General features: G+C 74.7%; 5 protein-coding genes and 1 pseudogene (1 of these 6 cut by a window edge). 1 reads left to right on the forward strand and 5 read right to left on the reverse strand.

The features are described from left to right. The 5 genes and pseudogenes from ACTG9Q_RS31290 to ACTG9Q_RS31310 form a co-directional block, all read right to left on the reverse strand. Window positions 1-2,549: the 5' portion of an amino acid adenylation domain-containing protein gene (locus ACTG9Q_RS31290; RefSeq protein ID WP_455576558.1), read on the reverse strand. The gene continues 2,092 nt to the left of window position 1, outside the view; only the first 2,549 of its 4,641 coding nucleotides appear in the window; it begins with the start codon at window positions 2,547-2,549; its stop codon lies off the left edge, out of view. Then, window positions 2,546-15,535: an SDR family NAD(P)-dependent oxidoreductase gene (locus ACTG9Q_RS31295; protein ID WP_455576559.1), complete on the reverse strand. Its 12,990-nt coding sequence runs from the start codon at window positions 15,533-15,535 to the stop codon at window positions 2,546-2,548. Before ACTG9Q_RS31295 ends, ACTG9Q_RS31290 begins: the two co-directional genes overlap by 4 nt. Window positions 15,536-15,559: 24 nt before the next feature. Next, window positions 15,560-21,445 carry a beta-ketoacyl synthase N-terminal-like domain-containing protein gene (locus ACTG9Q_RS31300; RefSeq protein ID WP_455576560.1) on the reverse strand — a complete coding sequence of 1,962 codons (5,886 nt, stop codon included), beginning with the start codon at window positions 21,443-21,445 and terminating at the stop codon, window positions 15,560-15,562. A 300-nt stretch (window positions 21,446-21,745) separates the two neighbouring features. Then, window positions 21,746-22,152: pseudogene (locus ACTG9Q_RS31305) on the reverse strand (transposase); the annotation flags it as partial. 854 nt (window positions 22,153-23,006) lie between these two features. Then, a complete protein-coding gene (locus ACTG9Q_RS31310) occupies window positions 23,007-24,245 on the reverse strand; it encodes an MFS transporter (RefSeq protein ID WP_455576561.1) in 1,239 nt (412 codons plus the stop codon). A gap of 365 nt (window positions 24,246-24,610) precedes the next feature. On the opposite strand from ACTG9Q_RS31310, the gene ACTG9Q_RS31315 reads away from it, so the two are divergent. Then, window positions 24,611-24,928, forward strand: a complete 318-nt coding sequence (locus tag ACTG9Q_RS31315) for a hypothetical protein (RefSeq protein WP_455576562.1) — start codon at window positions 24,611-24,613, stop codon at window positions 24,926-24,928. Window positions 24,929-25,238 lie beyond the last annotated feature (310 nt).

The raw sequence follows: 25,238 nt of genomic DNA on the forward strand, positions 1-25,238 counted from the left end.
CGGTAGCCACGGGCCACGCCGTCGCCACCGAGCAGCAGCTCGCCGACCGCGCCGAAGGGCACCGGCGCCCCCTCGGCGTCGACGACGGTGGCGGTGGTGTTGGCGATCGGGGTGCCGACGGTGATCGGCCTGCCGCGGCGCACGCGCAGCGCGGTGGACCAGATGGTGGTCTCGGTGGGCCCGTACATGTTCCACAGCTCGTCGCAGCGGCCCAGCAGCGCGTCGGCCAGCGGCCGGTCGAGCGCCTCGCCGCCGCAGAGCACCCGGGGCACCCGGCCCGACCAGCCCGCGGCGAGGAGCATCCGCCAGGTGGCCGGGGTGGCCTGCACGATCGTGGGGCGCACCTGGTCGACCAGCTCGGCGAGGGCGAACCCGTCGCGGGTGGTGCCCGACGGCGCCACGTGGACGGTCGCGCCGACGGTCAGCGGCAGCAGCAGCTCCAGCCCCGCGATGTCGAACCCGGCGGTGGTGACGGCCAGCAGGGTCTCGCCCGCGGCGCAGCCGGGCCGCTCGGCCATGGCGGTGAGCAGGTTGGCCAGGTTGCCGTGGGTGACCTCGACGCCCTTGGGCTTGCCGGTGGAACCGGAGGTGTAGAGCACGTAGGCGAGCTGGTCGTCCGCGCCAGGGATTGGCGCGTCCTGGCTGGCCGCGGCCCAGTCCACCGCGTCGAGCCGGACGCGGGCGCCGGGGGCGGCGGCGGGCAGGTGGGCGGCGGCGGCCGGGTCGACCAGCACGGCGACCAGCCCGGCGTCGGCGGCGATGTGCGCCAGCCGCGCGGCCGGGAAGGCCGGGTCCAGCGGCACGTACGCCGCGCCCGCCGCCTGCACGGCGAGCAGCGCGGTGACCAGGTCGACGTGCCGGTCGACCAAGACCCCGACGAGGTCGCCGGGGCGCACCCCGCCGTCCCGCAGCGCCGTGGCCAGGGCGCGGACCCGGCCGCCCAGTTCGGCGTAGGTCAGCGTGCGGTCGCCGTCGGCCACGGCCAGGGCGCCCGGGGTGCGCTCGACCTGGCCGAGGACCAGCTCGGCGGCGCTCGTGCCGCGCGGGCGGTCGCGGCGGGTGTCGTTGGCGCGGGCGAGCGCGGCCCGCTCGCCGGGGGTGGCCGGGGCCAGGTCGCGCAGCCGGGTCGTGGGGTCGCTCGCGGCCTGGACGAGCAGCAGCCGGTAGTGCTCGGCGAGCTGTTCGGCCGTGGCGCGGTCGAAGCGGGCCGGGTCGTACTTGACGTAGAGCAGCGCCCCGGGGCCGCGCACGACGACCTCGACGACGAGCGGGTTCTCCCCCTCCTGGGTCAGCTCCATGGCGTCGCGGAACACCGTCTGCCCGGCGGCCATGTCCTGGTCGCCGCCCACGCCCTGCTGCAGGTAGAAGCCGATGTCCACGCCCGCGGCCGGGTCGCCGGAGCGGCGCAGGTCATCGATCGCGGCGGCGAACGGGTAGGCGGCGTGCTCCTCGGCGTCGGAGAGCTGGTCGCGCACGGCGGTGAACAGCCGCGCGCAGGTCATGTCCGGGTCGCAGGCCACCCGCACGACCACCGGATTGATCAGATAGCCCACGGTGCGGTCGAAGCGGTGGCTCGGGCGCCCGTCGGTGGGCACCATCGCGCTGATGTCGGGGTGGCCGCTATGGCGGTGCAGCAGCGCGGCGAACGCGCCGAACACCACGCCGAAGGTGGACGTGCCCACGCCGCGTGCGGCGGCGGTGACCGCCGCCCACTCGGCCTCGGACAGGCGCAGCCGAACCATCTCGCCGCCGGTGTGCGCGGGCGGGGCGTCCGGGCGGTGGTCGGCGATGGCGTCGAGCACGGGCGCGCTGTCGACGCCCGCGAGTCGCTCGGCCCACCAGCGGCGGTGCCGCTCGCCCTCGGGCCCGGCGAGCATGCCGCGCTGCCACTCGACGAACTCGCGGTACGGCGCGGCGGGCTCCAGCGGGGGCAGCGGACCGCCCGCGGCGAGCGCGGTGTGGCAGGCCACGATGTCACGCAGCAGCAGGTGGCTGGACACCCCGTCGGTGATCAGGTGATGGAACACCAGCAACAGCAACCAGTCGCCGCCGGGGGCCTCGATCAGCCAGGTGCGGTGCAGTGGGTCGTCCTCGAGGTCGAACGCCTGGTGGGTGAGCCGGTCGACGCGGGTGGCGAACTCGGCGTCGGTGACGTGCGAGAGGTCGAGCCCACGCACCTCGGCGGGACGGTCGAGCACCCGCTGCCACGGACCATCCGGTCCGTTGTGGACGGACACGCCGAGGTCGGGGTGCCTGCGGATGCTCGCGGCGAGCGCCTCCGCCAGCACGTCCCGGTCCACGTCGCGGCCCAGCCACAGGCCCAGCGGCAGGTTGTAGGACGTGGCGCCGGGCGTGGTCGCGTGGATCGCCCACAGCGCGGCTTGGCCGCGGCTGAGCGGGTACGGCTCGGCGGACGGGACCAGCGGCCCGGCGGCGACTTGGGCAGTCCGGTCGAGGTCGAGCAGCCCGCGCAACAGCGGGGCGGCTGTCGCGGCCGGGACGTCCCCGGCGGCGACGGCGGCGAGCAGGTCGCGCAGGGCGGCGGTCATCGGTCCGCCCCCTTGCGCAGCTCGGCGAGCGCGGCGTCGACGCTGATGCTGCCCGTGTGCAGCCCCGCCAGCAGGGTGTCGAGCTCACCCGCGATCGCCGGGGCAGGCCGCGGCGCCGCCGGTTCCGGCTCGGGCGCGGGCTCGGTGGAGGGCAACGGACCAAGTCTGTCCACAATGGACTTCGCCACGGCGCGCACCGTCTGCCCGGTGGTGAACCGGGGGCCGACGTTGTCGACGCCGTAGTCGGCGGCCAAGCGCCTGCTGAGCCTGCGCAGCGCCAGCGAGTCCACCCCCGCATCGCTCAGCACCCGGTCGGCGGGCAGGGCCGAGGTGGCCACGCCCAGGTGGGCGGCCAGCACCTCGCGGACGCGCGTCACCACGTCGTCCTCCGGGGTGCCGCGCACCGCCAGCGGCACAGCGGCGGGTTCGGCGGACGCGGGTTCCGGCACGGGTGCGGGCGCGGGCGCGGGCGCGGTGACCTGGCCCGCGCCCGGGAGGGCTTGGGCCTGCACCGCGTCGAACCGGGCGCCGGGGGTGAGCCAGTGGCTGGTCGGGGCGAACGGGTAGGTGGGCGCGGGGACCTTGCGCGGGGCGTCGGTGGCGCGCAGCGCGGCCCAGTCCACGTCGGCGCCCCCGGCCCACAGCCGGGCGAGCTTGTCCAGCCTGCCCGAGGCGGCGACCGCGCGCAGGTAGTCCAGCCCCTCGGAGTCCTCGAGCAGGTCGGCGATGGTCGGGTCCGCACCGGTCCCGGCGGCCACGCCCGCGGCGGAGCCACCCGCCAGCCAGGTGTCGAGCGCGTCGGCGAGGCCGACGAGGTCGTCGGCGACGACGGCGAGTCGGTGGGCATGGACCTCGCGGCCGTCCTGGAGGGTGCGGGCGAGCGCGGCGGGAACCACGCCCGCCGTGCGCGACCACGCGGCCAGCCGCTCGGCGGCGGCGCGCAACCGGTCGCCGTCCCTGGCCGAGAGCACGAACACCTGCGGCCCGGCGCCGGTGCGGGGCTCCTCGCGGAACTCCTCGACCACCAGGTGGGCGTTGACGCCGCCGAGGCCGAAGGAGCTCACGCCCGCGCGCAACGGCTCGCCGTCGCGGACCGGCGCCCACGGCTCGGTGCCGGTGGGCAGGCGCAGCGGGCCGCCGGTGAGCCGCAGGTGCGGGTTCGGCTCCTCCAGGTGCAGGTTGGCCGGGATGGCGCGGTGGCGCATGGCCAGCAGCACCTTGATCAGGCCCGCCACGCCCGCGGCGGCCTCCAGGTGCCCGGTGTTGCTCTTGAGCGCGCCCAGCACCACGTGGGGCCGCTCCGGGGCGGGCAGGCCGAGGTCGGCGTAGCGGGTGGCGAAGGCGGCGCGCAGGCCGTCGACCTCGATCGGGTCGCCGATCTCGGTGCCGGTGCCGTGCGTCTCGACGTAGCCGATCGTGCTGGGGTCGACCCCGGCCCGGCGGTGCGCGGCGACCACGCACGCGGTCTGCGCCACCGGGTTCGGCGCGGTGAGGGAGTTGGTGCGCCCGCCGTGGTTGACCGCGCTGCCGCGCAGCACGGCGTGGATGACGTCGCCGTCGGCGATGGCCAGCGACAGCCGCTTGAGCAGCACCACGCCCACGCCCTCGGCGCGCACGATGCCGTCCGCCGAGGCGTCGAAGGTGCGGCAGCGCCCGCGCGGGCTGAGCATGCCCGCCTGTGCCATGTCGACGAACAGCGTCGGCGAGGCGATCACGTTGACCCCGCCTGCGAAGGCCAGGTCGCAGGCGCCGTGCCGGATGGCCTCGGCGGCGCGGTGCACCGCGACCAGCGAGGAGGAGCAGGCGGTGTCGATGGCCTCGCTGGAGCCGTGCAGGTCGAGCAGGTAGGACACCCGGTTGGCCAGGATGGCGTGCGCGCGGCCGACCGTGCCGTACCCGTCGACCGGGACCCCCAGCGCGTGCTGGACCTCGAAGTAGTCGTAGGTGCCGCAGCCCAGGAACACCCCGGTGCCGGTGCCCGCCAGCGCCGACGGGCGGATGCCCGCGTCCTCGGCCGCGCCCCAGACCGCCTGCAGGGCGAGCCGGTGCTGCGGGTCCATCGCGGTGGCCTCGGTGGGTGAGATGCCGAAGAACCCCGCGTCGAACAGGTCGACCCGGCGCGCGAACCCGCCCCAGCGCGCGGGGGTGCGGAACTCGCCGGGCTCGGCGGGGCCGTCGATGGCCTTCCAGTCCCACCGGTCGGCGGGCACCTCGGACACCAGGTCGTCGCGGGCGGCCAGCCGCGCCCACAGTTCGTCGACGTCGTCGGCTCCGGGGAACACCCCCGACATGCCCACGATCGCCACGGCCTCGTCGGCGCCCTCACCGACCACGGCGGCGGGAGCGGGGGTCGGGGTGGCGGGCTCCGCCGGGGCCTGCGGGGCGGCCGGGGCCTCGGGCGCGTACCGGGCGGCCAGCTCGGTGGCGAAGTCGGCGCCGACCTTGGCGACCAGCTCGGCCGCGGTGGCGACGCCGAAGAAGGTGGCCGGGGTGGCGTCGATGTCCCACCGGGCGTTCACCCGGTGGCTGAGCCGGGTGTAGGCGATCGAGTCGAAGCCGAAGTCGCGCAGCTCGTCGTCCGGGCCCATCTCGGCGGCGGTCACCCCGGCGACCTCGCGGACCAGGGCGAGCAGGTCCGCGCCGAACGCGGCGGGCGGAGCCACGGGCACCGGAGCCGGAGCAGCGAAGCCGGAGACAGGAGGCGTGGCCGGAGCCGGAGCAGCGAAGCCAGAGCCGGGGGCCGGGGTCGGGGTCGGGGTCGCAGGCTCGGCGGGCACCGGGCCGGTCTGGACGCCGATGCGGCGCAGGAACCCGTCATCGCCGGAAACGACCACCACCTGGATCTCCTGTCCGCCGAGCACGCGGCCCAGCGCGTCGAGCCCCGCGCGGGGCGGAAGGGGGCGCAGCCCGGCCGCGGCCACCCGGTCGCGGTGCCGCTCGGCCAGCGCCGACCCGGCCCACGCGCCCCAGTCGAGGACGCGGACGGGGTGCGCCAGCCGCTCGGCCAAGGCGTGCACGAGGGCGTCCTGGGCCGCGCATCCGGCGGCGTACGCGGCCTGGCCGGGGTTGCCCAGGAAGGACTGCACGGACGAGAACGCGGCGAGGAAGTCGGGCGCGTGCCCGGCCAGTCCTTCCGCGACCGCGGCGAGCGCGCGGCTCTTGGTGGCCAGGCCCTCGGTGAACCACGCGGCGTCCATCGCGGCCAGCGACCGGTCGCGGTCGACGGCCACGGACACCACCACGCCGCGCACCGGGCCGCGGGAGGCCGCGCGGGCGAGCACCCCGCGCACGGCGTCCGGGTCGGTGGCGTCGGCGTGGTCGACGGAGACGCGGTCGAGGGCCGCGATCCGGTCGGCGCGGTGCCCGGTGGGCGCGGAGCGGCCGACCAGCACCACGTGCGCGCCCTCGGCGGAGAGCCACTCAGCGGCGTCAAGGCCGAGGTCGCCGGTGCCGCCGAAGACGACATAGGCGCCGTCCGACCGGACCGGCAGCGCAATCGCGGGCTGCGCGACGGGGACGAGCTCCTGCCGGTACCAGTGGCCGCCGCGCAGGGCGTGGTCGCCGACGCCCGCCGCGGCGATCGCGGCGGCGGACTCGCCGGGGGCGACGTCGACGGCGGCGACGCGCCAGCGCTCGCACTCCGCGCGCAGCGAGCGGACCAGCCCCCACACCGCGCCGGAGGCGGGGGCGGTGACCGGCCCGGTCACGGGGAAGGCCCCCGAGGTGACAACGGTCAACGCGAGCTCGCCCGCGCAGGCCGGACGGGCCAGCAGCGCCTTGACCAGCTCGAACAGGGCCAGCACGCCGGTGCGCTCGGCCTCGGCCACGCCTTGGGCGGTCACCGCGCCGCTGTCGGCGGCGACGAAGTACACCGCGCCCGGTGACGGCAGGTGATCGGTCGAGGCGCCCGCGGCGACCCGGTGCACGGCGCCGCCGCGGTGGTGCGCGGCCAGCGCGTCCGCCACCGGACCGCCCCCGACAATCCACAGTGGACTATCGGCGGCGATCGGCTCCGGCTCCTCGGTCAACACCCAACGCGGCGCGAAGCTCTGGGGCTCAACGGTTTCCGCCCCCGACGGGGTCACCCAGCAGCGGCGGCGCTCGAACGGGTAGGTGGGCAGGGAGGCCAGGCGCCCGACCGGCGTCCACTCGACCCGCTCCCCCGCCACCCAACGCGCGGCCTCGCCCGACGCCGCGACCGGGCGGCCCTCCGCGACGGCGGTGAGCCCGGCGAGCAGCGCGTCCCGGTCGCCCGCGACGACGACGGCGCGGTGGGCCATGGCGTCGCGCCCGCGGCGGAGGGTGTGCGCGACGTCGGCCAGGTCGACCTCGGCGGAGGCGACGTGCTCGCGCAGCGCGGACGCGGTGCGGCGCAGGGCCCGCGCGGTGCGGGCCGACAGCGGGAACGCGACCGGCTCGGCCAGCGGCGCGCCCGGGGCCGGGGCGTCGCCCTGCTCGATGACCACGTGGCCGTTGACGCCGCCGTAGCCGAAGGAGCTGACCGCCGCGCGGCGCGGGGTCGCGCCCTCGGGCCACGGCTCGGCGGCGCGCGGCAGCCGGAACGGCCCGCCGTCGAGGCGCAGGTGCGGGTTCTGCCTGCCCAGCCCGGCGATCGGCGGGATGGTGGCGTGCTCCATGGCGAGCACGGCGGTGATCACCCCGGCCACGCCCGCGGCGGACTCCAGGTGCCCGATGTTCGCCTTGGCCGCGCCCAGTGCGGTGGTCCCCGCGGCGGGAGCGGTGTCACCGCGGCGGGAGCGCAGCTCGTCGAAGGCCGAGCGCAGGCCGTTGACCTCGACCGGGTCGCCCAGCTCGGTGCCGGTGCCGTGGGTCTGCAGGTGGCCGATGGTGGCCGGGTCGGTGCCCGCCTGCTCGTGGGCGCGCACGACGACGGCGGCCTGGGCGGTGGGGTTGGGGGCGGTCAGCGACCGGGCGCGACCGCCGTGGTTGACCGCGGTGCCGAGCAGCCGGGCGCGCACCCGGTGCCCGCCCGACCTGGCGCGGGCGGCGGTGGTGAGCACGACCAGGCCCAAGCCCTCGCCGCGGACGAAGCCGTCCGCCTCGGCGTCGAAGGGCCTGCACCGACCGCGCGGGCTGAGCATGCCGGTGCCGCTGAGCAGCGTGTGGTTGTGCGGGGTGAGCATGAGGTTGACGCCGCCCGCAACCGCCACCTCGCACTCACCCGCGCGGATGGCCACGGCGGCGCGGTGCAGGGCGACCAGCGAGCTGGAGCACCCGGTGTTCACCGGCTCGCTCGGCCCGTGCAGGTCGAGCAGGTAGGACACCCGGTTGACCAGGATGGAGTGTGTGGTGGCGGTGGCGGCGTGCGCGTCGACATCGACGCCCGCGGCGCGGCGCACCTCGTCGTAGTCGGTGGACCCGGCGCCGATGAACAGCCCGGTGTCGCTGCCCGCCAGCGAGCCCGGGGCGATCCCGGCGTCCTCCAGCGCGGCCCACACTCCCTCCAGCAGGATGCGCTGCTGCGGGTCCATGCCGTCGGCCTCGTGCGGGGAGATGCCGAAGAACAGCGGGTCGAACTCGTCAACCCCATCGATGAACCCACCGCGCGCGGCGATCACGCCCGCGGGCAGGGCGCCCGGGTCCCACCGGTCGGCGGGCACCGGGCCGACCAGCTCCTCCCCCGCGACCACCCGGGCGAAGTAGTCGGCCAGGTCCCGGCTGCCGGGCAGCCGCGCGGCCATGCCGATGATCACCGGCGCCTCGACCGGCCGCGGCGCCGGGACGGGCGCCAGGGTGCTCGCCGAGGCCGGCGCGCCGACCGGGGGCGGGGTGGTGGCCATGGGGGCGGTGGTGCGGGCGGGCAGGCCGGGGTGCTCCGCGGCGAGCCGGGCGACGAGGTCGCGCAGGGTGGCGGTCTCGTAGAACAGCGCCGGGGTGACGTCCACGCCGAGCCGGTCGCCAAGGGTGGCGGCCAGCAGGGTGTAGCTGACCGAGTCGAAGCCGTACTCGCCGATCTCGCGGTCGAGGTCCAGTTCGGACACCGGGATGCCGGACGCGGCCTCGGTGATCTCCAAGATCCGCCGGGACAGGTCATCGGTGTCGCCGATGCCTCCGGTGTCGCCACCCACCGCCTCGCGCGCCGGGGCGGCGACGGTCGGGACGGTGGCGGGGGCGGCGATGACGTGCTGGAAGTTGCGGTCGGTGTCGGCCGGGGTCGGGTAGGCGGTGACGCCGTCGAACCCACAGGTGCGCAGCAGCGCGTCCCAGCCGGGGACGTCGAGCAGCGGGGAGCCGGGCAGGCGCAGCGCGGTGTCGTCGTGGGCCCACCAGCCGTCGAACAGGCCGTAGGTGATGGTGGCCTGCAGCGTCACCGTGGTCAGCTCGTTGAGCACCAGCTCACCGCCCGGGCGCAGCAGGGCCCGCAGGTGGAGTGACGCGCGACCGAGGTCGGCGGTCGCGTGCAGCACGTTCGCGCCGACGACGACGTCGAAGCCGCCGCCGGGGAAGCCCTGCGCCAGCGGGTCGGCGTCCAGGTCGAGCCTGCGGAACCTCAAGTACGGCCTGCCCTGGCCGAAGTGCCGCCTGCCGTGGGCGAGGAAGGCCGCGGACAGGTCGGTGTACCAGTACTCGACCCGGTCCGCGAACCGGTCGAGCGCGCGCAGCAGCCCGGCCGAGGTGCCGCCGGTCCCGGCGCCGACCTCCACGACCCGCACCGGCTCACCGCCCGCGCCGGTGATGGCGCGCTCGACGTGTGCGGCCACGTGGTCGGCGAGGACGTCGTTGTAGACGTCGCTGACCGGGTTCTCCCGGTAGATGCCCGCCATCAGCGAGGTGCCGGACTTGGGGAACAGCAGGTCGGTGGCCTGCACCTCGCCGCGCAGCAGCGCGGGGTAGGCGGCCAGGCAGCGCGCCAGGAGCCGGGTGAACACCGCCGCGCCCGGGTGCCGCTCGGCCAGCCCGGCCAACCGGTCCAGGTGCCCACCGGCCCGTGCCCCGGCCAGCGCGGCCGGGTCCGGGCGCAGCCGCCCGCCGACCTCGGTGAGGTCGCCCGCGCCGACCAGCATGCCGAGCAGGGTCTCCAGCAGCCGGGCGTAGCGCGGGGTGACGCCGATCCGGGCGGCCACCTCGGCGGCGTCCGGGTCCGCGCCGCGCCAGGCGCCCATGTCGTCGAACAGGGCCAGCAGCGCGCCGCGGGCCAGCCTGGTCATCGCCGCGTCGGCGGCGTGGTAGTGGGTAATGGCCCGCACCTGGGTCGGGGTCAGCGTTCCCGCACCCATCCTGCGCCGCAGCTCCCCGGTTCCGGGCACCACCACGACTTGGGGCGCCGGGGTGCGCAGCGCCCGCTCCAGCGCGGCGAACCCGGTCTCGGGCGTGATCACGGCGAACCCGGCGGCGCCCAACCCCGCCCGGTGCCGCTCGTCGGCGACGGCGCCGACCGTGCCCCAGTACCCCCAGTCGACCGAGCGCACCCGCAGGGGCAGCCGGGCGTCGAGGGCATGGGCGTAGGAGTCGAGGAACACCGACCCGGCCGCGTAGTTGGCCAAGCCCGGGTCTCCGAGGAAGGACTGGGCGGAGGAGAAGAACAGGACGAAGTCCGGGGCGCGCCCGGCGGTGGGGTCGGCCAGGGCGTCCATGAGCGCCGCCGCGACGCCTGCCTTGGCGGCCAGGCTGGCGGACAGCTCCTCGTCGCTGAGCCCGCGCACCAGCCGGTCGCGCTGGACCAGCGCGGCGTGCAGCACGCCGTGCACTGGGCCGCGGATCTCGGCCTCGGCGAGCGCGGCGGCCAGCTCCGCGGGGTCGGCGGCGTCGGCGCGCAGGTAGCGCGCGCGGTCGCCGAGCGCCGCCACGGCGAGAGCCCTTTCGTCGTCCAATGTGGACCGTCCGAGCAACGTCACCCGCGCGGAGTACTTGTCCACCAACGACTTCGCGACAGTGAGCCCGATCCCCCTCGCACCGCCGATCACCAGGTAGTGCCCACCGCTGCGCAGCACCTCACCGGGCTCGGCGGCCGGGGCGGGCGCGAGTGCGGGCAGGTGCCGGACACGTCCGGTGTAGGCGGCGCGCACACCCCGCGCGGGCGGCTCGGCGGCGACGAGCGCCGCGTCCACGCACGCCGGGTCGAGGTCGACGACCGGGACGGTCCAGGCCGGGAACTCGCTCTCCAGCACGCGGGCGAAGCCGACCAGGCCCGCGGTGTGCGGCTGGGTGACCGGGCGGCCGGGCGCGGGCAGCGCGCCCTCGGTCACCACGACCCAGTCGACGCGCGGGGCGGTGGCCCACTGCTTGGCGAGCCGGGCCAGCGCCCGCACGGTCACCTCGGCCTCCGCGGTGCGCGCGGTCTCCGAGCCCGCGGCGGGACGGCCCGCGAGCAGGTAGACCGCGCCCGGGACGGGCAGCTCCGCGGTGGCGCTGTTCAGCTCGACGACGGTGGCGCGGCCGAGGCGGGCGGCGAGGTCGGCGGCGAGCGCCGTCGCTGACGGCGCGCACAGGACGAGCACCGGGCCGGGCCTGCCGCGGCCAACCCCGGCGGGCGCCGGGCGCCACACCGGCACGAGCGGCTCCATGTCGTCGGTGGTGGCGACCGGGAGCCCGCCGACCTCGGCCATGGGCACCGCGATGCTCCCCGGGACCGCGGTGCCTGCCGGGACCGCGGTGGACGTCGGCGGGTCGACGTCCACCCAGCAGCGGACCCGGTCGAACGGGTAGAGCGGCAGGGCGACCTTGCGCGGCGCGCGCCCGGCGGGACGCGGCCAGGTGACCTTCGCGCCACCGGCCCACGCCGCCGCGAGGGCGTGCGGGTCGTCGGACCTCGGCGCCCGTGCCCCCGCGGTGGCGCTGTCCCGGTGCAGGCGGGCGTCGGCCTCCCCGGCCACGAACGCCTGGAGGGCGGCGGCGAGGTCCGCGGTGTCGGTGGCGACCACGGCCACTCGCTCGGCCAGCGGCTCGCGACCGACCTGTGTGGTGTGGGCGATGTCGGCGAGGTCCGCGCGGGCGGTCCGGGTGAGGGTGCCCGCCAAGGCGGCGAGGGTGCCGCCCGCGTCAACCCGTGGGGACGCGGCCGGGAACCGCTCGGCCAGCGCGCTCTCCAGCTTGCGCAGGTCAGCCGCGTCCAAGCCCAGCTCGTCCAGGGCGGTCCCCTGGTCGACGCGGCTGCCGAGCACCTGCGCGGCCAGGTCCAGCACCTCCGGCAGGACGTCGGCGCCCGCGGGCATCCGCAGGTACCGCTCGGCCAGCGCGCGCAGGGCGACCGGGGTGCGGGCCGAGAGCAGGACCGCGTGCGGTCCCGGGGCCGCGGTCCCGGGAGGCAGGTGATCGGGTCGCTGCTCGACGACGACGTGGGCGTTGGCGCCGCCCGCGCCGAATGCGCTGATGCCCGCGCGCAGCGGCGCGTTCCCCTTGGCGGACCAGGGTTCGGCCGTGCGCTGCACGCGCAGCGGGGTCGCGGAGAAGTCGATGGCGGCGTTGGCGGGCTCGGCGTGCAGGGACGGGGCGAGGGTGCGGTGGCGCATCTGCAGCAGCACCTTGGTGAGCCCGGCGATGCCCGCGGCCGACTCCAGGTGGCCGATGCCGGTCTTCACCGACCCCACCGGCACCTCGGTGTCCGTGCCGAACACCGCGGTGAGGGCGCTGACCTCGATCGGGTCGCCCAGCTCGGTCCCGGTGCCGTGCGCCTCCAGGTAGCCGATGTCGGCCGGGGCGAGCCCGGCGCGGTCGAGGGCACGGCGCACGACCGCGGACTGGGCGGCGGGTCCGGGAGCGAAGAAGCCCGCGGCCCGGCCGCCGTGGTTGACCGCGCTGCCGGTGATCACCGCGTGCACCCGGTCGCCGTCGGCGACGGCCCGGCTGAGGCGCTTGAGCAGCACGACGCCCACGCCCTCGCCGGGGACGTAGCCGTCGCCGCCCGCGCCGAACGCCCGGCAGCGGCCGTCGGTGGAGACGAACCCGACCTGGCTCAGGTGCAGGTATTTGTACGGGTGGACGATGACGTTGACCCCGCCCGCGAACGCCGCGTCGCAGTCCCCGGAGCGCAGGCTCTCGCAGGCCAGGTGCAGCGCGGTGAGCGAGGACGAGCACATGGTGTCGACCGACAGGCTCGGCCCGCGCAGGTCCAGGAAGTACGACAGCCGGTTCGCCACCGCGGAGGAGAACGAGGTGGGCAGCACCGCCAGCCGCTCCGGCGCGGTGAGGCCGAGCATCTGGTACTGGGTGAACATGACCCCGGCGAACACGCCGACCGAGGTGCCCGCCAGATCGGCACGGGTGGTGCCCGCGTCCTCCATGGCGTGCCAGGCGGCCTGCAGGAAGAGCCGCTCCTGCGGGTCCATGCCCGCGGCTTCGCGCGGGGTGATCCGGAAGAAGCCGGGGTCGAAGTCGGCGATCTCGTCGAGGAATCCGCCCCACTTGGCGTAGGAGCGGCCGGGGGCGCGCTCGGCGGAGTAGAACCCGGCGAGGTCCCAGCGATCGGGCGGCACCTCGGTGACGCAGTCGCGGCCGGAGACCAGGTTGTCCCAGAACGCGTCGACGTTCTCGGCCATCGGATACCGGCCCGCGAGGCCGACGATCGCGATCGGCTCGGCGCCCGCGGCCACCGGCTCGGCGGCCCGAGCGGCGGACGTGGCGGGAGCGGGGCGGGGCGGGTCGGCGGGGCGCAGGCCCAGGGATTCGGCGACGCGCTGGGGATCGCCGTGCAGGACCACGACCTCACGCCCGGCGGCGCCCAGCGCGGCGGCGGTGGCGGCGATGCCCTCGGGGGTGGGCAGCGGCACCTGGCCCTGCCTGCCGAACACGGCCTCGGTGGCGGCGTCGGTGGACATGCCGCCCTCGGCCCACAGCGGCCAGGCCAGCGACACCCAGCCGTGCGCGCGGGCGTGCGCGTCGCAGAAGGCGTTGGCCGCGCCGTAGCAGGACTGGCCCGCGTTGCCCGCGACACCGGTCACGGAGGAGAACACCACGCGGAAGTCCAGGTCCAGCCCGGCGGTCGCGGCCTCCAGCACGCTGATCCCGGTGACCTTCGGGGCCAGCACCGCGGCCAGGTCGTCGGCGTCGACCCCGGTGAGCAGGCCGTCGCGCAGCACGCCCGCGGCGTGCACGAGCCCGTCGAGCCTGCCGTGCCGGGCGAGCACGCCCGCGACCAAGCTGTCCACATCAGACTTCGACGTGACGTCCGCCCGGATGGACTCGACCCCGGCGGGCAGCGCGGTGGCGGGCTCGGTGCGACCGGCCACGACGACGCGGGCACCCGCGCCGGTGAGCCAGGTGGACACCGCGCGGCCGATGCCGCCCGCGCCACCGGTGATCAGGTACACCGCGCCGGGCTTGGGCCGCACCGAGTCGGAGCCCTCGAACGGCGAGTACCGGCGGACGAGCCTGCCGCCGTCGTGGCGCACCCAGTGCTCACCGTGCTCCCCCGCCTCGGCCAGGAGCGCGGTGGGGTCCAGGACGCCGTCGCACTCGACAGCGGTGACCGCCAGGCGCGGGTGCTCGACGCGGGCAGTGCGGGCCAGGCCCGCCACGGCGGCGGCGGTCGGGGTCGCGGAGACGTGCACCAGCGGCGTGCGGTTCGGCTTGCGCGCCAACGACTTCGCCAACGCGATGACCTGCGCGCACGCCGCGCCGACCGCGGCGGGCACGTCGCCGTCGCCCGCGGGGAAGACGTGGAAGACGGCGTCCGGGTCCAAGTCGGCGAACAGCGCGCCGAAGTCGGCGCCAAGCGGCGCGGTCACAACGCGGCCGGGCAGCGCGCGCACCAGTTCGGGAGCGTCGCCGACCACCACGGTGGTGCCCAGCCGCGGCGCGGTGGGAGCGGGAGCGCTCTGCCAGAGACCGGTGAGCATCCCGGTCCGGCCCGGTGGCGCGGGCACCTCGACGGCCCCCGTGGTCGGGGCGGCGGGCAGCACGGTGCGCAGGTGCTCGGCGACGTCGTCCACCGTGGGGTGCTCGAACAGCAGCGTCGGGTACAGCTCGACGCCGAAGCGGACCTCGATGGCCCGCACCAAGGCGAGCAGGTGGGTCGATTCCAGGCCCAGCTCGTAGAACCCGCGGTCGGGCTCCACCACCAGCGCCGGGTCCCCCGCTGTGGCCCTGACCAGCTCGACCAGCGCGTCGACCAGCGCGCCGTCGGCCACGGCCCGCACCGGGGCGGGTGCCGCCACCGGGGTGTCGACGACGGGCCGCGCGGACCCGGTGAGCCCGGTGATGGCCGAGGTCGAGCGCACCCGCTTGTAGGTCAGGCCGGAGAGCCGCGCGATGACCTCGCCGGAGTCCGACCGCAGGTCCAGGTCGGCGCGCACGACATCGGCCCCCGCGCGGACCTCGGCCAGCCGCAGGTCGACCGAGCACGCCGCGCCCAACGGGCCGGCGGCACGGAAAGCGTTGACGTGCAACGGGATCAGCGGGCGGCCGTCGGCGTCCTCAGCGGAGAACACCTCGGCGTAGGCCTGCATGGTGGCCCCGTCGAGCAGGGCCGGGTGCAGCAGGAACCCGTCGTCGGCGCTCGCGGCCTCCTCGCCCAGGCGGATGTGGGAGACGATCCGGCCGCCCTGCGCGCGCAGGGTGCCGTGGCAGCGCATGTAGGAGCTGTGGGCGACACCGGCCGCGCGGCCCGCCGCGTAGCACTCGTCCACGTCCCGCACCGGGGTCGCGGGCTCGTCCGGGATGTCTCCGGTGAGCGGGGTGGTGGTGCGGCGCAGGCGGGCCCGCACGTGCGTGGTCCACCCGGCCTCCGGCTCGCCGCCTTCGGGGACGCGCCTGCTCACGACGGTGACGCTGGACCCGTCGCCGTCCGGCTCGATGGTCAGCAGCAGCTCCCGGCCCACGCCCTCGGTGGTGACCACCGGCTCGGTGAACAACACCTCGCGCAGCTCCACCCCGGACAGGTCGACGCCGTCCTCGGCCAGGGCGCGGCACACCAGGTCGAGGAACGCGACCCCGGGCAGGGTGCGGACACCGTGCACGCGGTGGTCGTCCACGAGCGGGTTGTCCCAGTCGAGGGACAGCGCGCAGCGCAGTGCGCGAGTGTGATCCACTGTCGTCTCCCAGTGCGCGGTCGGTCAGGTGTGCGCCGCGCCGCCGATGGCGGTGGCCGGGGTGAGCACGAGGCGTGCCGAGCGGCGGCGCGCGGAGGCCGCCCGCGGCCGGTCGGCGGGGCCGCCCTCGGGGCAGTGCCAGTACCGCGCGCGCCGGTACTCCGGCACGGGAAGCGGTGGCCGCCCGGTGTCAGGGGTGCCCCGGCGCAGCACGGCGTGGGCGTTGGTGCCACCGAAGCCGAAGGCGCTGACCGCCGCCCGCCCCGGGCCGCGGGAGGTATCCAGCGGACGGACCCCGCGCACCGGGAAGAACGGCGACCCGGCGAAGGCGAACCGGGGGTTGGGCCGGTCGCAGTGCAGGGTCGGAACCAGCATCGCGTGCCGCAGGACGAGCACCGTCTTGATGAACCCGGCGATGCCCGCGGCGCTGAGCAGGTGGCCCACCGAGCTCTTGACGCTGCCGATGCCGCAGTACCCGCGGTCGTCGGTGGCCGCCCGGTGCGCGGCGGTCAGCGCCCGCAGCTCGATCGGGTCGCCGATCATGGTGCCGGTGCCGTGCGCCTCGACGTGGCCGATGGTGCGCGGATCGATGCCCGCCCTGGCCAGCACGTCGGTGACCAGCGCACGCTGTGCCTTGCCGTTGGGGGTGGTGCGCCCCATGGTGCGGCCGTCGTTGTTGACCCCGGAGGACTCCAGCACGGCCAGCACCCGGTCACCGTCGCGCTCGGCGTCGTCGAGGCGTTTGAGCAGCACCATCCCGGCGCCCTCACCGGGGACGAACCCGTCGGCGGACTCGTCGAAAGCGCGGCAGCGCCCGGTCGGCGACAGCGCGCCCATCGCGCTGAGCATCACGTACTGCTCCTCGTCCAGGAGCATGTCCGCGCCACCGGCCATGGCCAGGTCGGACTCGCCGGTCGCCAGGCTGCGCGCCGCCAAGTGCACGCTGACCAGCGAGGACGAGCAGGCGCTGTCCACGACCATGTTCGGCCCGGTGAGGTCGAAGTGCTGGGAGAGGTGGGCGGCGATGAAGTTCTGGTTGAGCCCGAGCACCGACTCGCGACCCAGCGGCCGCAGGTGTTCGCGGTAGGTGGCCGCGCGGGCCCCGACGAAGACCCCGACCCGCGCGCCGCGCACCTCCTCGTCGCGGTACCCGGCGTCGCGCAGGCACTCCTCGGCGACCTCCATCGTCTTGCGCAGCAGCGGGTCCAGGTGCGGCGCGGTGGCCTCGTCGAACCCGAAGTGCGCGGGGTCGAACAGCGCGGCGTCGTCGAGGAACCCGCCCCACCGGCTGGTGCTGCGGCCGGGGCCGCCCCTCGGGTCGTACAGCGCCGCGGTGTCCCACCGCTCGGCCGGGACCTCGGTGACGCAGTCGCGCCCGGACACCAGGTTGTCCCAGAACGCGGCCACGTCCGGCGCGCCGGGGAACCGGCAGGCCAGGCCGATCACCGCGACCGGCACCGGTCCGGTCGGGGCACGCGCGGGCGTAGCCACCACCACGGGCGCGCTCCGGGTCGCAGGGACGGGTTCGGCGCCGCGTTCCGGGGCGGGCAGGGCGGCGGCCAGGCCCGCAAGGGTCGGGTGTTCCTGCAGCAGGCCCGGGTCCACCGGGACGCCCAGCTCGGCCTCCAACGCGCGAACGAGCACGGCCATCAGCAGCGAGTCCACGCCCAGGTCGGCGAGCACGGAGCCCGGCCCGAGCAGCGCCGCGTCGACGCGGGTCGCGCGGGAGACCACCGCCGTCAGGGCGCGCAGATCCATCCCGGTCCGCTCCGGGACCGGGCGCGGCGCGGCGGTGTGTGCCGGCGCGGGGGGCGACAGCAGATCGGACAGGTCGGTGGCGGGGTCGAGCAGGCACGGCAGCAGGACCGCGGGCGCCGGGGTGCGCAGCGCGGAGTCCAGCAGCGCCAGGGCGGTGTCGGCGTCGAGGTCGGGCAGCCCGGCCGCTGCGGCCCCGGAGGTGTGCGCGCCCATGCCGACGCCCTCCCACAGCGGCCAGCGCAGGGCGCGGACGGAGCAGTCGCCGGTGGTGGTGTCCTCGGCGAACGTGTCGAGGGCGGCGTTGGCGGTGGCGTAGTCGAGCCTGCCCGCCGCCAGCCGCGGAACCGCGCCCGCGACGGAGGAGAACAGCACCAGCAGCCGCGGCGGGTCTTGGCGCAGGGCTTCCCACAGCACCTCGGTGCCGCGCGCCTTCGGCGCGAGCACCGCGTCGAAGGCGTCCTGGTCACCGACGAGGAATGAGTGCGGCTCGCGGATGGTCCCGGCGCAGTGGAACACCGCGCGGGGGGTGCCGAGCGGGGCGAGCAGCGCACGCAGCGAGTCGGCGTCGTCGAGGGCGTGTGCCAGCACGGTGACGTCGGCGCGATCGGACAGGTCGGTCAGCGCCCGCTCCCCCGCCGCGTCGACGGGCCTGCCGGTGCGGCTGAGCAGCACCAGCCTGCGCGTGCCCCGGCCGACGACGTGCGCGGCCAGGCGCAGCCCGATGCCGCCGAGGCCACCGGTGATCAGCACCGGCTCGGTGCCGACGTCGCGCAGCGGGTCGGGGCCGGTTCCCGCGGGCACGGCGACCAGCGCCGGGACGCGGCGCTCGCGGCCGGTGTAACGGACCTCGGTGTGCCGATCGGCCGTGGCGAGTTCCGCGGTGACGGCGGCGACCAGGTCGGCGGTGTCGCCGTCGACCCGGACGGTGCGGGCGGAGACCACCGGCATCTCTCCGGAGAGCGCCCGGTACAGGCCGGCGACCGGCGAGGACGCCGCGCCCGCCGCGTGCACGCAGCGCACCCCCGCGCGGGGGTGGGCGGCGAGCAGGGTCCGCAGGGCGGAGATCCGCTCGCCCGCGAAGGCACCGGGGTCGGTCCAGTCGACCAGGTCCACGATCGCGGCGGGCGCGGGCGCCGGGGGCGGGGGGACGCCCGGCGCCAGCACCACGCCGTGGTCCCCCGCCAGCAGCGTGGCGACGTCCAGAGCGGCCGGGGTGGCGAGCACGACGACCGGCCCGTCCGGCGCGGAGCCCGCGGTAACAGCCGTTGTCTCCCAACGGGTCGCGAGCAACGTCGGCGCAGGTCCCCGGGCCTTGGCGGTGGCCGGGGCCGTGTCGATCCAGTGCCGCTCGCGGCGGAACGGGTAGGTGGGCAGTGAGACCGGTGGGGCGGTGGGTGCGTCGGGCTGCTCGGCCCAGCGCACGTCCGCCCCAGCAACCCATCGAGCGGCGGTGCCGTCCACCGCGGGTTCGGTGTGCCCGGCGGCGACGCCGCGCAGGAACTCGCGCAGCTCGGCGTTGTCGGCGACCGTGGCCGCGGCGCGCACCGGCAGCGGCGCCCGGCCGTCGCGCAGGGTGCGGGCCACCGAAGCCAGGGGCAAGTCGTCCGCGGCGAGGGCGTCGAGCAGGTTCGTGGCGGTGTCGCGCAGGGCCTCGGCGGTGTATGCCGACAGCGGCACAACGACCGGGCCGTCCATGGGCTGAGCCGGTGCGGCGGTGGGGGCCTCCTCCAGCACGACGTGGGCGTTGGTCCCCCCCATGCCGAAGGAACTGACACCGGCCCGGCGCGGTCCGCCGCCCGGCGGTTCGGGCCAGTCGGCGCGTTCGCGTTGCAGGCGCAGCGGCGAGCCGTCCAGGCGCAGCATCGGGTTGGGCGTGGTCAGGTTCCGCGGGGCGGTCAGCGTGCGGTGGCGCATCGCCAGCACCACGGAGACGACCCCGGCAAGACCGGCGGCGGCCTCCAGGTGGCCGATGCGGGTCTTCACCGAGCCGACACCGCAGTGCGGCGCGGACGGTGGGGTCCGGCCCCACTGCCCGTGCAGGCGGTCGAAGGCGGCGCGCATGCCCGCGACCTCGATCGGGTCGCCGAGCCGGGTGCCCGTGCCGTGCGCCTCCAGGTATCCGACGGTGAGCGGGTCGATGCCTGCGTCGATGTGCGCGGCGACGAGCAGGTCGGCTTGGGCGTCGCGGTCGGGCGCGGTGAGCGAGCGCGCCCGACCGCCGTGGTTCACCGCCGCGCCGCGGACCACCGCGTGCACCCGATCGCCATCGGCCAAGGCGTGGTCCAACGGCTTGAGCACGATCGCGCAGACCCCCTCGCCGCGCACATAGCCGTCGGCACCGTCGTCGAAGGTGTGGCAGCGGCCGCGCGGGCTCAGCACGCCCGCGCCGTGGTAGGCCCGGTGGCGCTCGGGGTCGCAGAGCACGTTGACCCCGCCGACCAGCGCCTGCTCGCAGGCCCCTGCCCGCAGCGCGGCGACGGCGTCGGCGAGCGCGACCAGCGACGACGAGCACAGGGTGTCGATCGCGACGCTGGGTCCGCGCAGGCCCAGGACGTAGGAGACCCGGTTGGCCACCAGCGACGGGGACACCGCCACGCCCAGGTAGGGCTCGTCGCGGTCGGCACGGCGGGCGACGACGGCGGCGTAGTCGGTGTGGCAGACCCCGGCGTACACGCCGGTCCGGCTGCCCGCCAGCGACGTCGGGTCCCACCCGGCGTCCTCGACCGCGGCCCAGGAGGTCTCCAGCAGCAGCCGCTGCTGTGGGTCCATCAGCGCCGCCTCGCGCGGGCTGATCCGGAAAAACGAGTGGTCGAACCGCCGGATGTCCCTCAGCAACGCGGCGCGGTCGACCAGGTCGGGGTGCTCGGCGGTGGACCAGCGATCAGCCGGGATCGGCCCGGTGGCGTCGGTGTCGCGGCCCAGCAGGTCCCACAGGGCGTTGATGTCGTCGGCGCCGGGGAAGCGGCCCGCCATTCCCACGATGGCGATGGGGGTGGCGGCGGAACCGGTGACCGGACTGGGGAGGGCCTGGGCGTCCCGGCCGCAGAGCAGGTCGGTCATGGCCGTGGCGGTGGTGGCGGGGAACAGCGTCGCGGCGTCGACGTCCAAGGCGAACGTTCGAGCCGCGGTGGTGGCGAAGGTGGCGAGGGCGAAGCTGTCGAGTCCGCGCCCGCGCAGGTCGTCGTCCGGGGCCAGGGTTCCGACCGGGAGGTCGAGCACCTGTTCCAGCAGGGGCAACAGGTCGTTGACGAGGACCTTCCCGCGGTGGCTCCGCTCCGGCGCCTGCGCGGACCCCACCTCGTCCGAAGCCGCCCACAGCGCGGCGAACGGGCTGGTGGGCGCGACCTGCTTCAGCGTGCGGACCTGGGCCAGCACAGCGCCGTCGCGCTCGCGGAGCAGTGTGGACAGTAGCTCGACGCAGTGGCCGGGCAGGAACGCGCAGGAGTTCAGCCGGACCCGGACGGTGTCGCCGGTGCCACAGTTGCCCAGGTACACGATGTCGCGAGCGACGGTGGCCGCCTCGGCGGACCAGTCCGCGCCGGTCACGCCGAGCAGGCCGTGCAGGTGGCGGCGCTCGCACTGGTCGTTGATGTGCGGATAGGAGGCGAAGTAGAGCAGGCCCGCGCCGTTGTGATCGATGTAGGGGTTCGGCTCGTGCAGCTCGGTGCGCAGCGGCCTGCCCGCCTCCGCGCGGTCGGTGCGGTCACGGAAGCTGCGGTGGAACTCCATTGCGTCCGGATCGGGCTCGCCCGGCGGCGGCCCCATCAGCGTGGGCAGGCCGGGCACCAGGACGTTCCCGGCGCCTCGGCGGACGAAGACGGTCATCAGCCGAACGTCGACGTGGTCGGCGCCGGTCTCGAAGCGCACGTCACCGACGAAGGTATGATCGTCCACACGGGACACCTGGCCGGTCAGCCTCGCCCTGTCCCGCTCGGCGAAGCCGGCCAGCGAGCTGCCCGCGACCACTTGGACCCGCACGAACGCGGGCAGCAGCCGCACCCCGTCCTCGTCCGCCAGCGCGGACACCGGAACGCCGAAGTGCTCGCCGACGAGTTCCCAGTGCAGGTCGCCTGCCTCGCGCAGCAGCCAGTTCTCCGACAGGCCGCCGATACCCAGGGCGGGCAGGCCGAGGGTGACGTCCCTGCTCAGCACAGGTCAACCCCACCCTCACCACAACCTCTGCCGAGCATGTCGCACATCCCCCCACAGTGTTATCAACGCTCGCGATCGCGTTCAGGGAACCGGCATATTCAGCGGACTCCCCACATCGGAATCGAAAAGAGAATTAGACCCCCACCGTCCTTATCGTCCACCCAGTCTCCGTTTTCGAGCATGCCACAGCGCTTCAACCCCGAAAAGCACGAGCGCCAGGGCACCCCGAATGGACCAGCTATAAAATCCTGTCTCACGTGGTGATTGGCGATTCACTCGACGCAGACGAGGGCGGTCGGTGTGGATCTCCGAGCAGGCTTGCCCCTGCTGAGCAGGGCTGGGACCGCTCAGAGGTCCCCTTTCCCCGCCCGGACGCTCGCGCTGTCCAGGATCGCCCGCGACCAGTTCACCAGCCCCCGGGCACCGGGCCTGTCCAGGACCGCCTGGTGCAGACGCCGCCACAACGCCGCTTCGGTCCACTGCGTGAACCGGCGGTGAGCTGTCGGCGCGGACACCCCGAACGAGGGGGGAATGTCCCGCCACCGACAACCACTGGTCAACACGAACACGATTGCGGTGAACACCACCCGGTCATCCACCGGGGCAGTCCCACCCCCCTGCGGACGCGCGACGAACCCCGGCACAAGCGGCTCGACCAAGACCCAAAGCTCGTCGGGCACCAACCTCGACGCCAACCGGTCAACCATGACCCCTCACCATCCCACACCCCAACGCCACATGAGACCAGCTCTGAGAGAATACCAACCTGAGGTGTCAGCCCCAAATAGGCGGCAGTGGCCACCCGATCAGCGGAGGCCGAAGTATGGAAAACCGGCATGGCGGACCCACTTGCCACGCAGCGTAGTACCCGATCGGACCACTCGCATTGCAGAGGCGACTACCGACGGAGGTCCCCACCCCCACACATCCTGGAGGCTCTGCCAGCCAGTCCTACCAGCCATGTGCGGCAGGTTAATGGCAAGGTTCGACAGCGGCCTCCCGTCGACCCGTCAGGCTTGCTTTTGCCCAACGGCTGAAAACAATCTATCGAACTCCACATATAGGCTGTTTCCACGAGTGCGCGGGAACATTGACCTGCACCGCTTTCCACGGACAGCGCGACTGAGCGTTCCTGAGTTTGGTCGAACTCCACCCGTGAGTGCAATTGAACGATGGCCCACCCTTCACGCCCGCTACGCCGGGGATGCCAATCTCGACATTGACGCTCTCGCCAACGGTAAAGCTGGCGCTGTTCGTCCACGACGTGCTGACAGTCTCGCTTGAGGCGACACTGACCCGTGGGGCGCGTTGTTCTCAGCGGTGGTCTCGCGAACAGAGGGTTCCGCTCTTCCTGTTCTGGGTGTCGGCGATGATCAGTCTGTGAGCCTGCCGCAGAGTCCTGCCTTATCTTCTGATCCCACGGCGCCGATGTCGCCGCGGATGCCGTTGAAGCCGATTCCTCGAATCCCCCACCGGTCTTGAAGAAATCGAGCTTCACGCCCACATGGGTTTGCCAAGGTAGCGGAACCAAGCGACGGCGAGTACTTCTGCGGTATCCATGTCACGGCACCGTGTGGGTCGGCGTGGTCGGGTCGGCGCCGTCCTTGACGCGCAGCCTGCCCAGCCGGGCGAACAGGTAGGAGGCGGGGGCCAGGATGCCCGCCGAGAACAGCAGGGCCACCGGGATGGACGTCCGCCCCGCCAGCGCACCCAGCGGCGGACCGCCGACCACCTGGCCGATGGCGTTGAACTGATTGTTGACCGACAACATGGTGGCCCTCGACCCCGAATCGATGTTGCGGTTGAGCCAGGCGGCCTCCAGCGGCATCGACACCGCCCGCGCCGCCTCCTTGACCCACAGCGCCGCCAGGGCGAACCAGAGGCTGCCGGACAGCGCCATGCCAAGGATGCCGACCACCTGCACCATCGTCAGCGTGGCCAGCAGGCCGGACGGGTGCGGGGAGTTGACCGAATCGGCGCGAACCCGCTGCACGATCAGGCTGGTGGCCAGGCCGATGAGTTGGCCGACGATGGCGAAGATGGTGAACCAGATGACCGCACCGGACACGCCGGGCAGTTCCGGCAGCGGGAAGTCCTGGAGTATCCGGGCCGTCCACAGCCGGTCGAACGCCTCGCTGGACAGGCCCACCAGCAGGCTGATCAGCAGGAACGACCGGATCACCGGCCGCCGCCTGGCCTGGTCGACGCCAATCTGGAGCATGGCGTACATGTGCTGGAAGGAGCCGCGGTCCTCCGGCGGGGCGGGGGCGAAGTTCCGCTCGGTCATGACCAGCACCAGCACCGCGGCCAACGCCAAGTAGCCGATCCCGGCGACTACGATCGGCGTCTGAAGGCTGATCAGTCCCAGGGCGCCCGCGAGCACCGCGCCGAGGACCATCGCGCCCAGTTCGAGCTGCTGGCCCCGGGTGAAGACGTGGGCGATGGCGTCGTCGCCGAGTTCGTCGGTGATCCACGCCTCCACCGCCCCCGAGGTGAACGTGAAGCCGATTCCCCAGATCACCTGTGCGACGAGAATCCACCAGAAGTTGGGAACGGCCCCTTGGAGCACGATCGCCACGCCGATCATCGTGAACCCGATCAGGACGGACAGTCTGCGCGAGTACAGGTCGGCGACGATGCCGGTGGGGACCTCGCCCAGGAGGCACGTCAACTCCATGACCGTGCCGATGACGACCAGCTGCAGGGGCGAGAGGTGCACCACCTGGATCTGGTAGACCAGCGCGAGGGTGAAGGCCATAGAGAAGAAGACGCCGCCGCCGCAAGTGAGCAGGTAATACACGCGCGCCGGGTTGGAGCGCCAACCGCTCCCGCGCGGCGCTTGTCCCACCATCTTGGTGCCCCCCATTAAGAACCTGCGAACGTCACGAGTAGTGAACCACAGTCATCGGGCAAGGCGACCATATTTTGTCGGTTCCCTTCACACACAACAATTCTCGCGGCTTCAGGGATCGACGTGCGAACAACCGTTGGCTAATGTCGGCCACGGACACCGGGTCATCGAGCGGCAGAAGACGTTGCGACGCTTAACCGTGTGGTGACCGTCGGAACGGGTGATGTCGCGCGCAAGACCGCGGAACTCGCGGCAACGGTCGACGCCCATTGTCACTTCCGTTGGTCGGCCGAGACACCGATCGGGCCGCGAACTTGGCCCGATCGGCGGCGCACCAGGTCGGCCGGGCCGGGACGGTGCGCGCGGACATCGTCGAGTCGCTGCACGGCGGTGAGTTCGCCGAGGTCTTGGCCCGACTCGCACCGGACGTGGTCTTCCTCGCCGTGTCCGAGCAACCGTGGCACGCGCTCGACGCACTACCACCCGTGCTGCGCTCTCCCGTGCAGGAACTGGGTTTCGGGCCGTGGCTTCCCGTTCACCTGGCACCGGTCACCCAGGCGATGATCGGCGTGCGGTCCCCGTCGACGTTGAGGACCACGATCTGGCGATCGTGTGCGACCACTCGCAGTTGACAGTCGTGGCTGATACTTTCGCTCATACGGTGCCGCTGGGCGTATCGAACCAGCTGGCTTTGCCCACGCCCCCGATCGGGATCCACGCCACGTCGTTCTTTGATCGTGTCACCGCATCGGCCCCGATGCGGCGGACCAGTTCGCTGCCCCTCCTAAAGGTTGTCCCGTAATGGTCGAGAGTTTTGGCGGGGCAAGGGAGTGATAGCGGTGTCGCCTGCGGCCGGTGGTCGTTCAAGCCGTCATGGCCAGGTTGCGCATCTGGGCGACGCCTCGGGTGGCGTGACAGACGCCGTCGCGTTTGCGTCGGCAG

The sequence above is a fragment of the Actinokineospora lacus genome, from assembly GCF_053813445.1.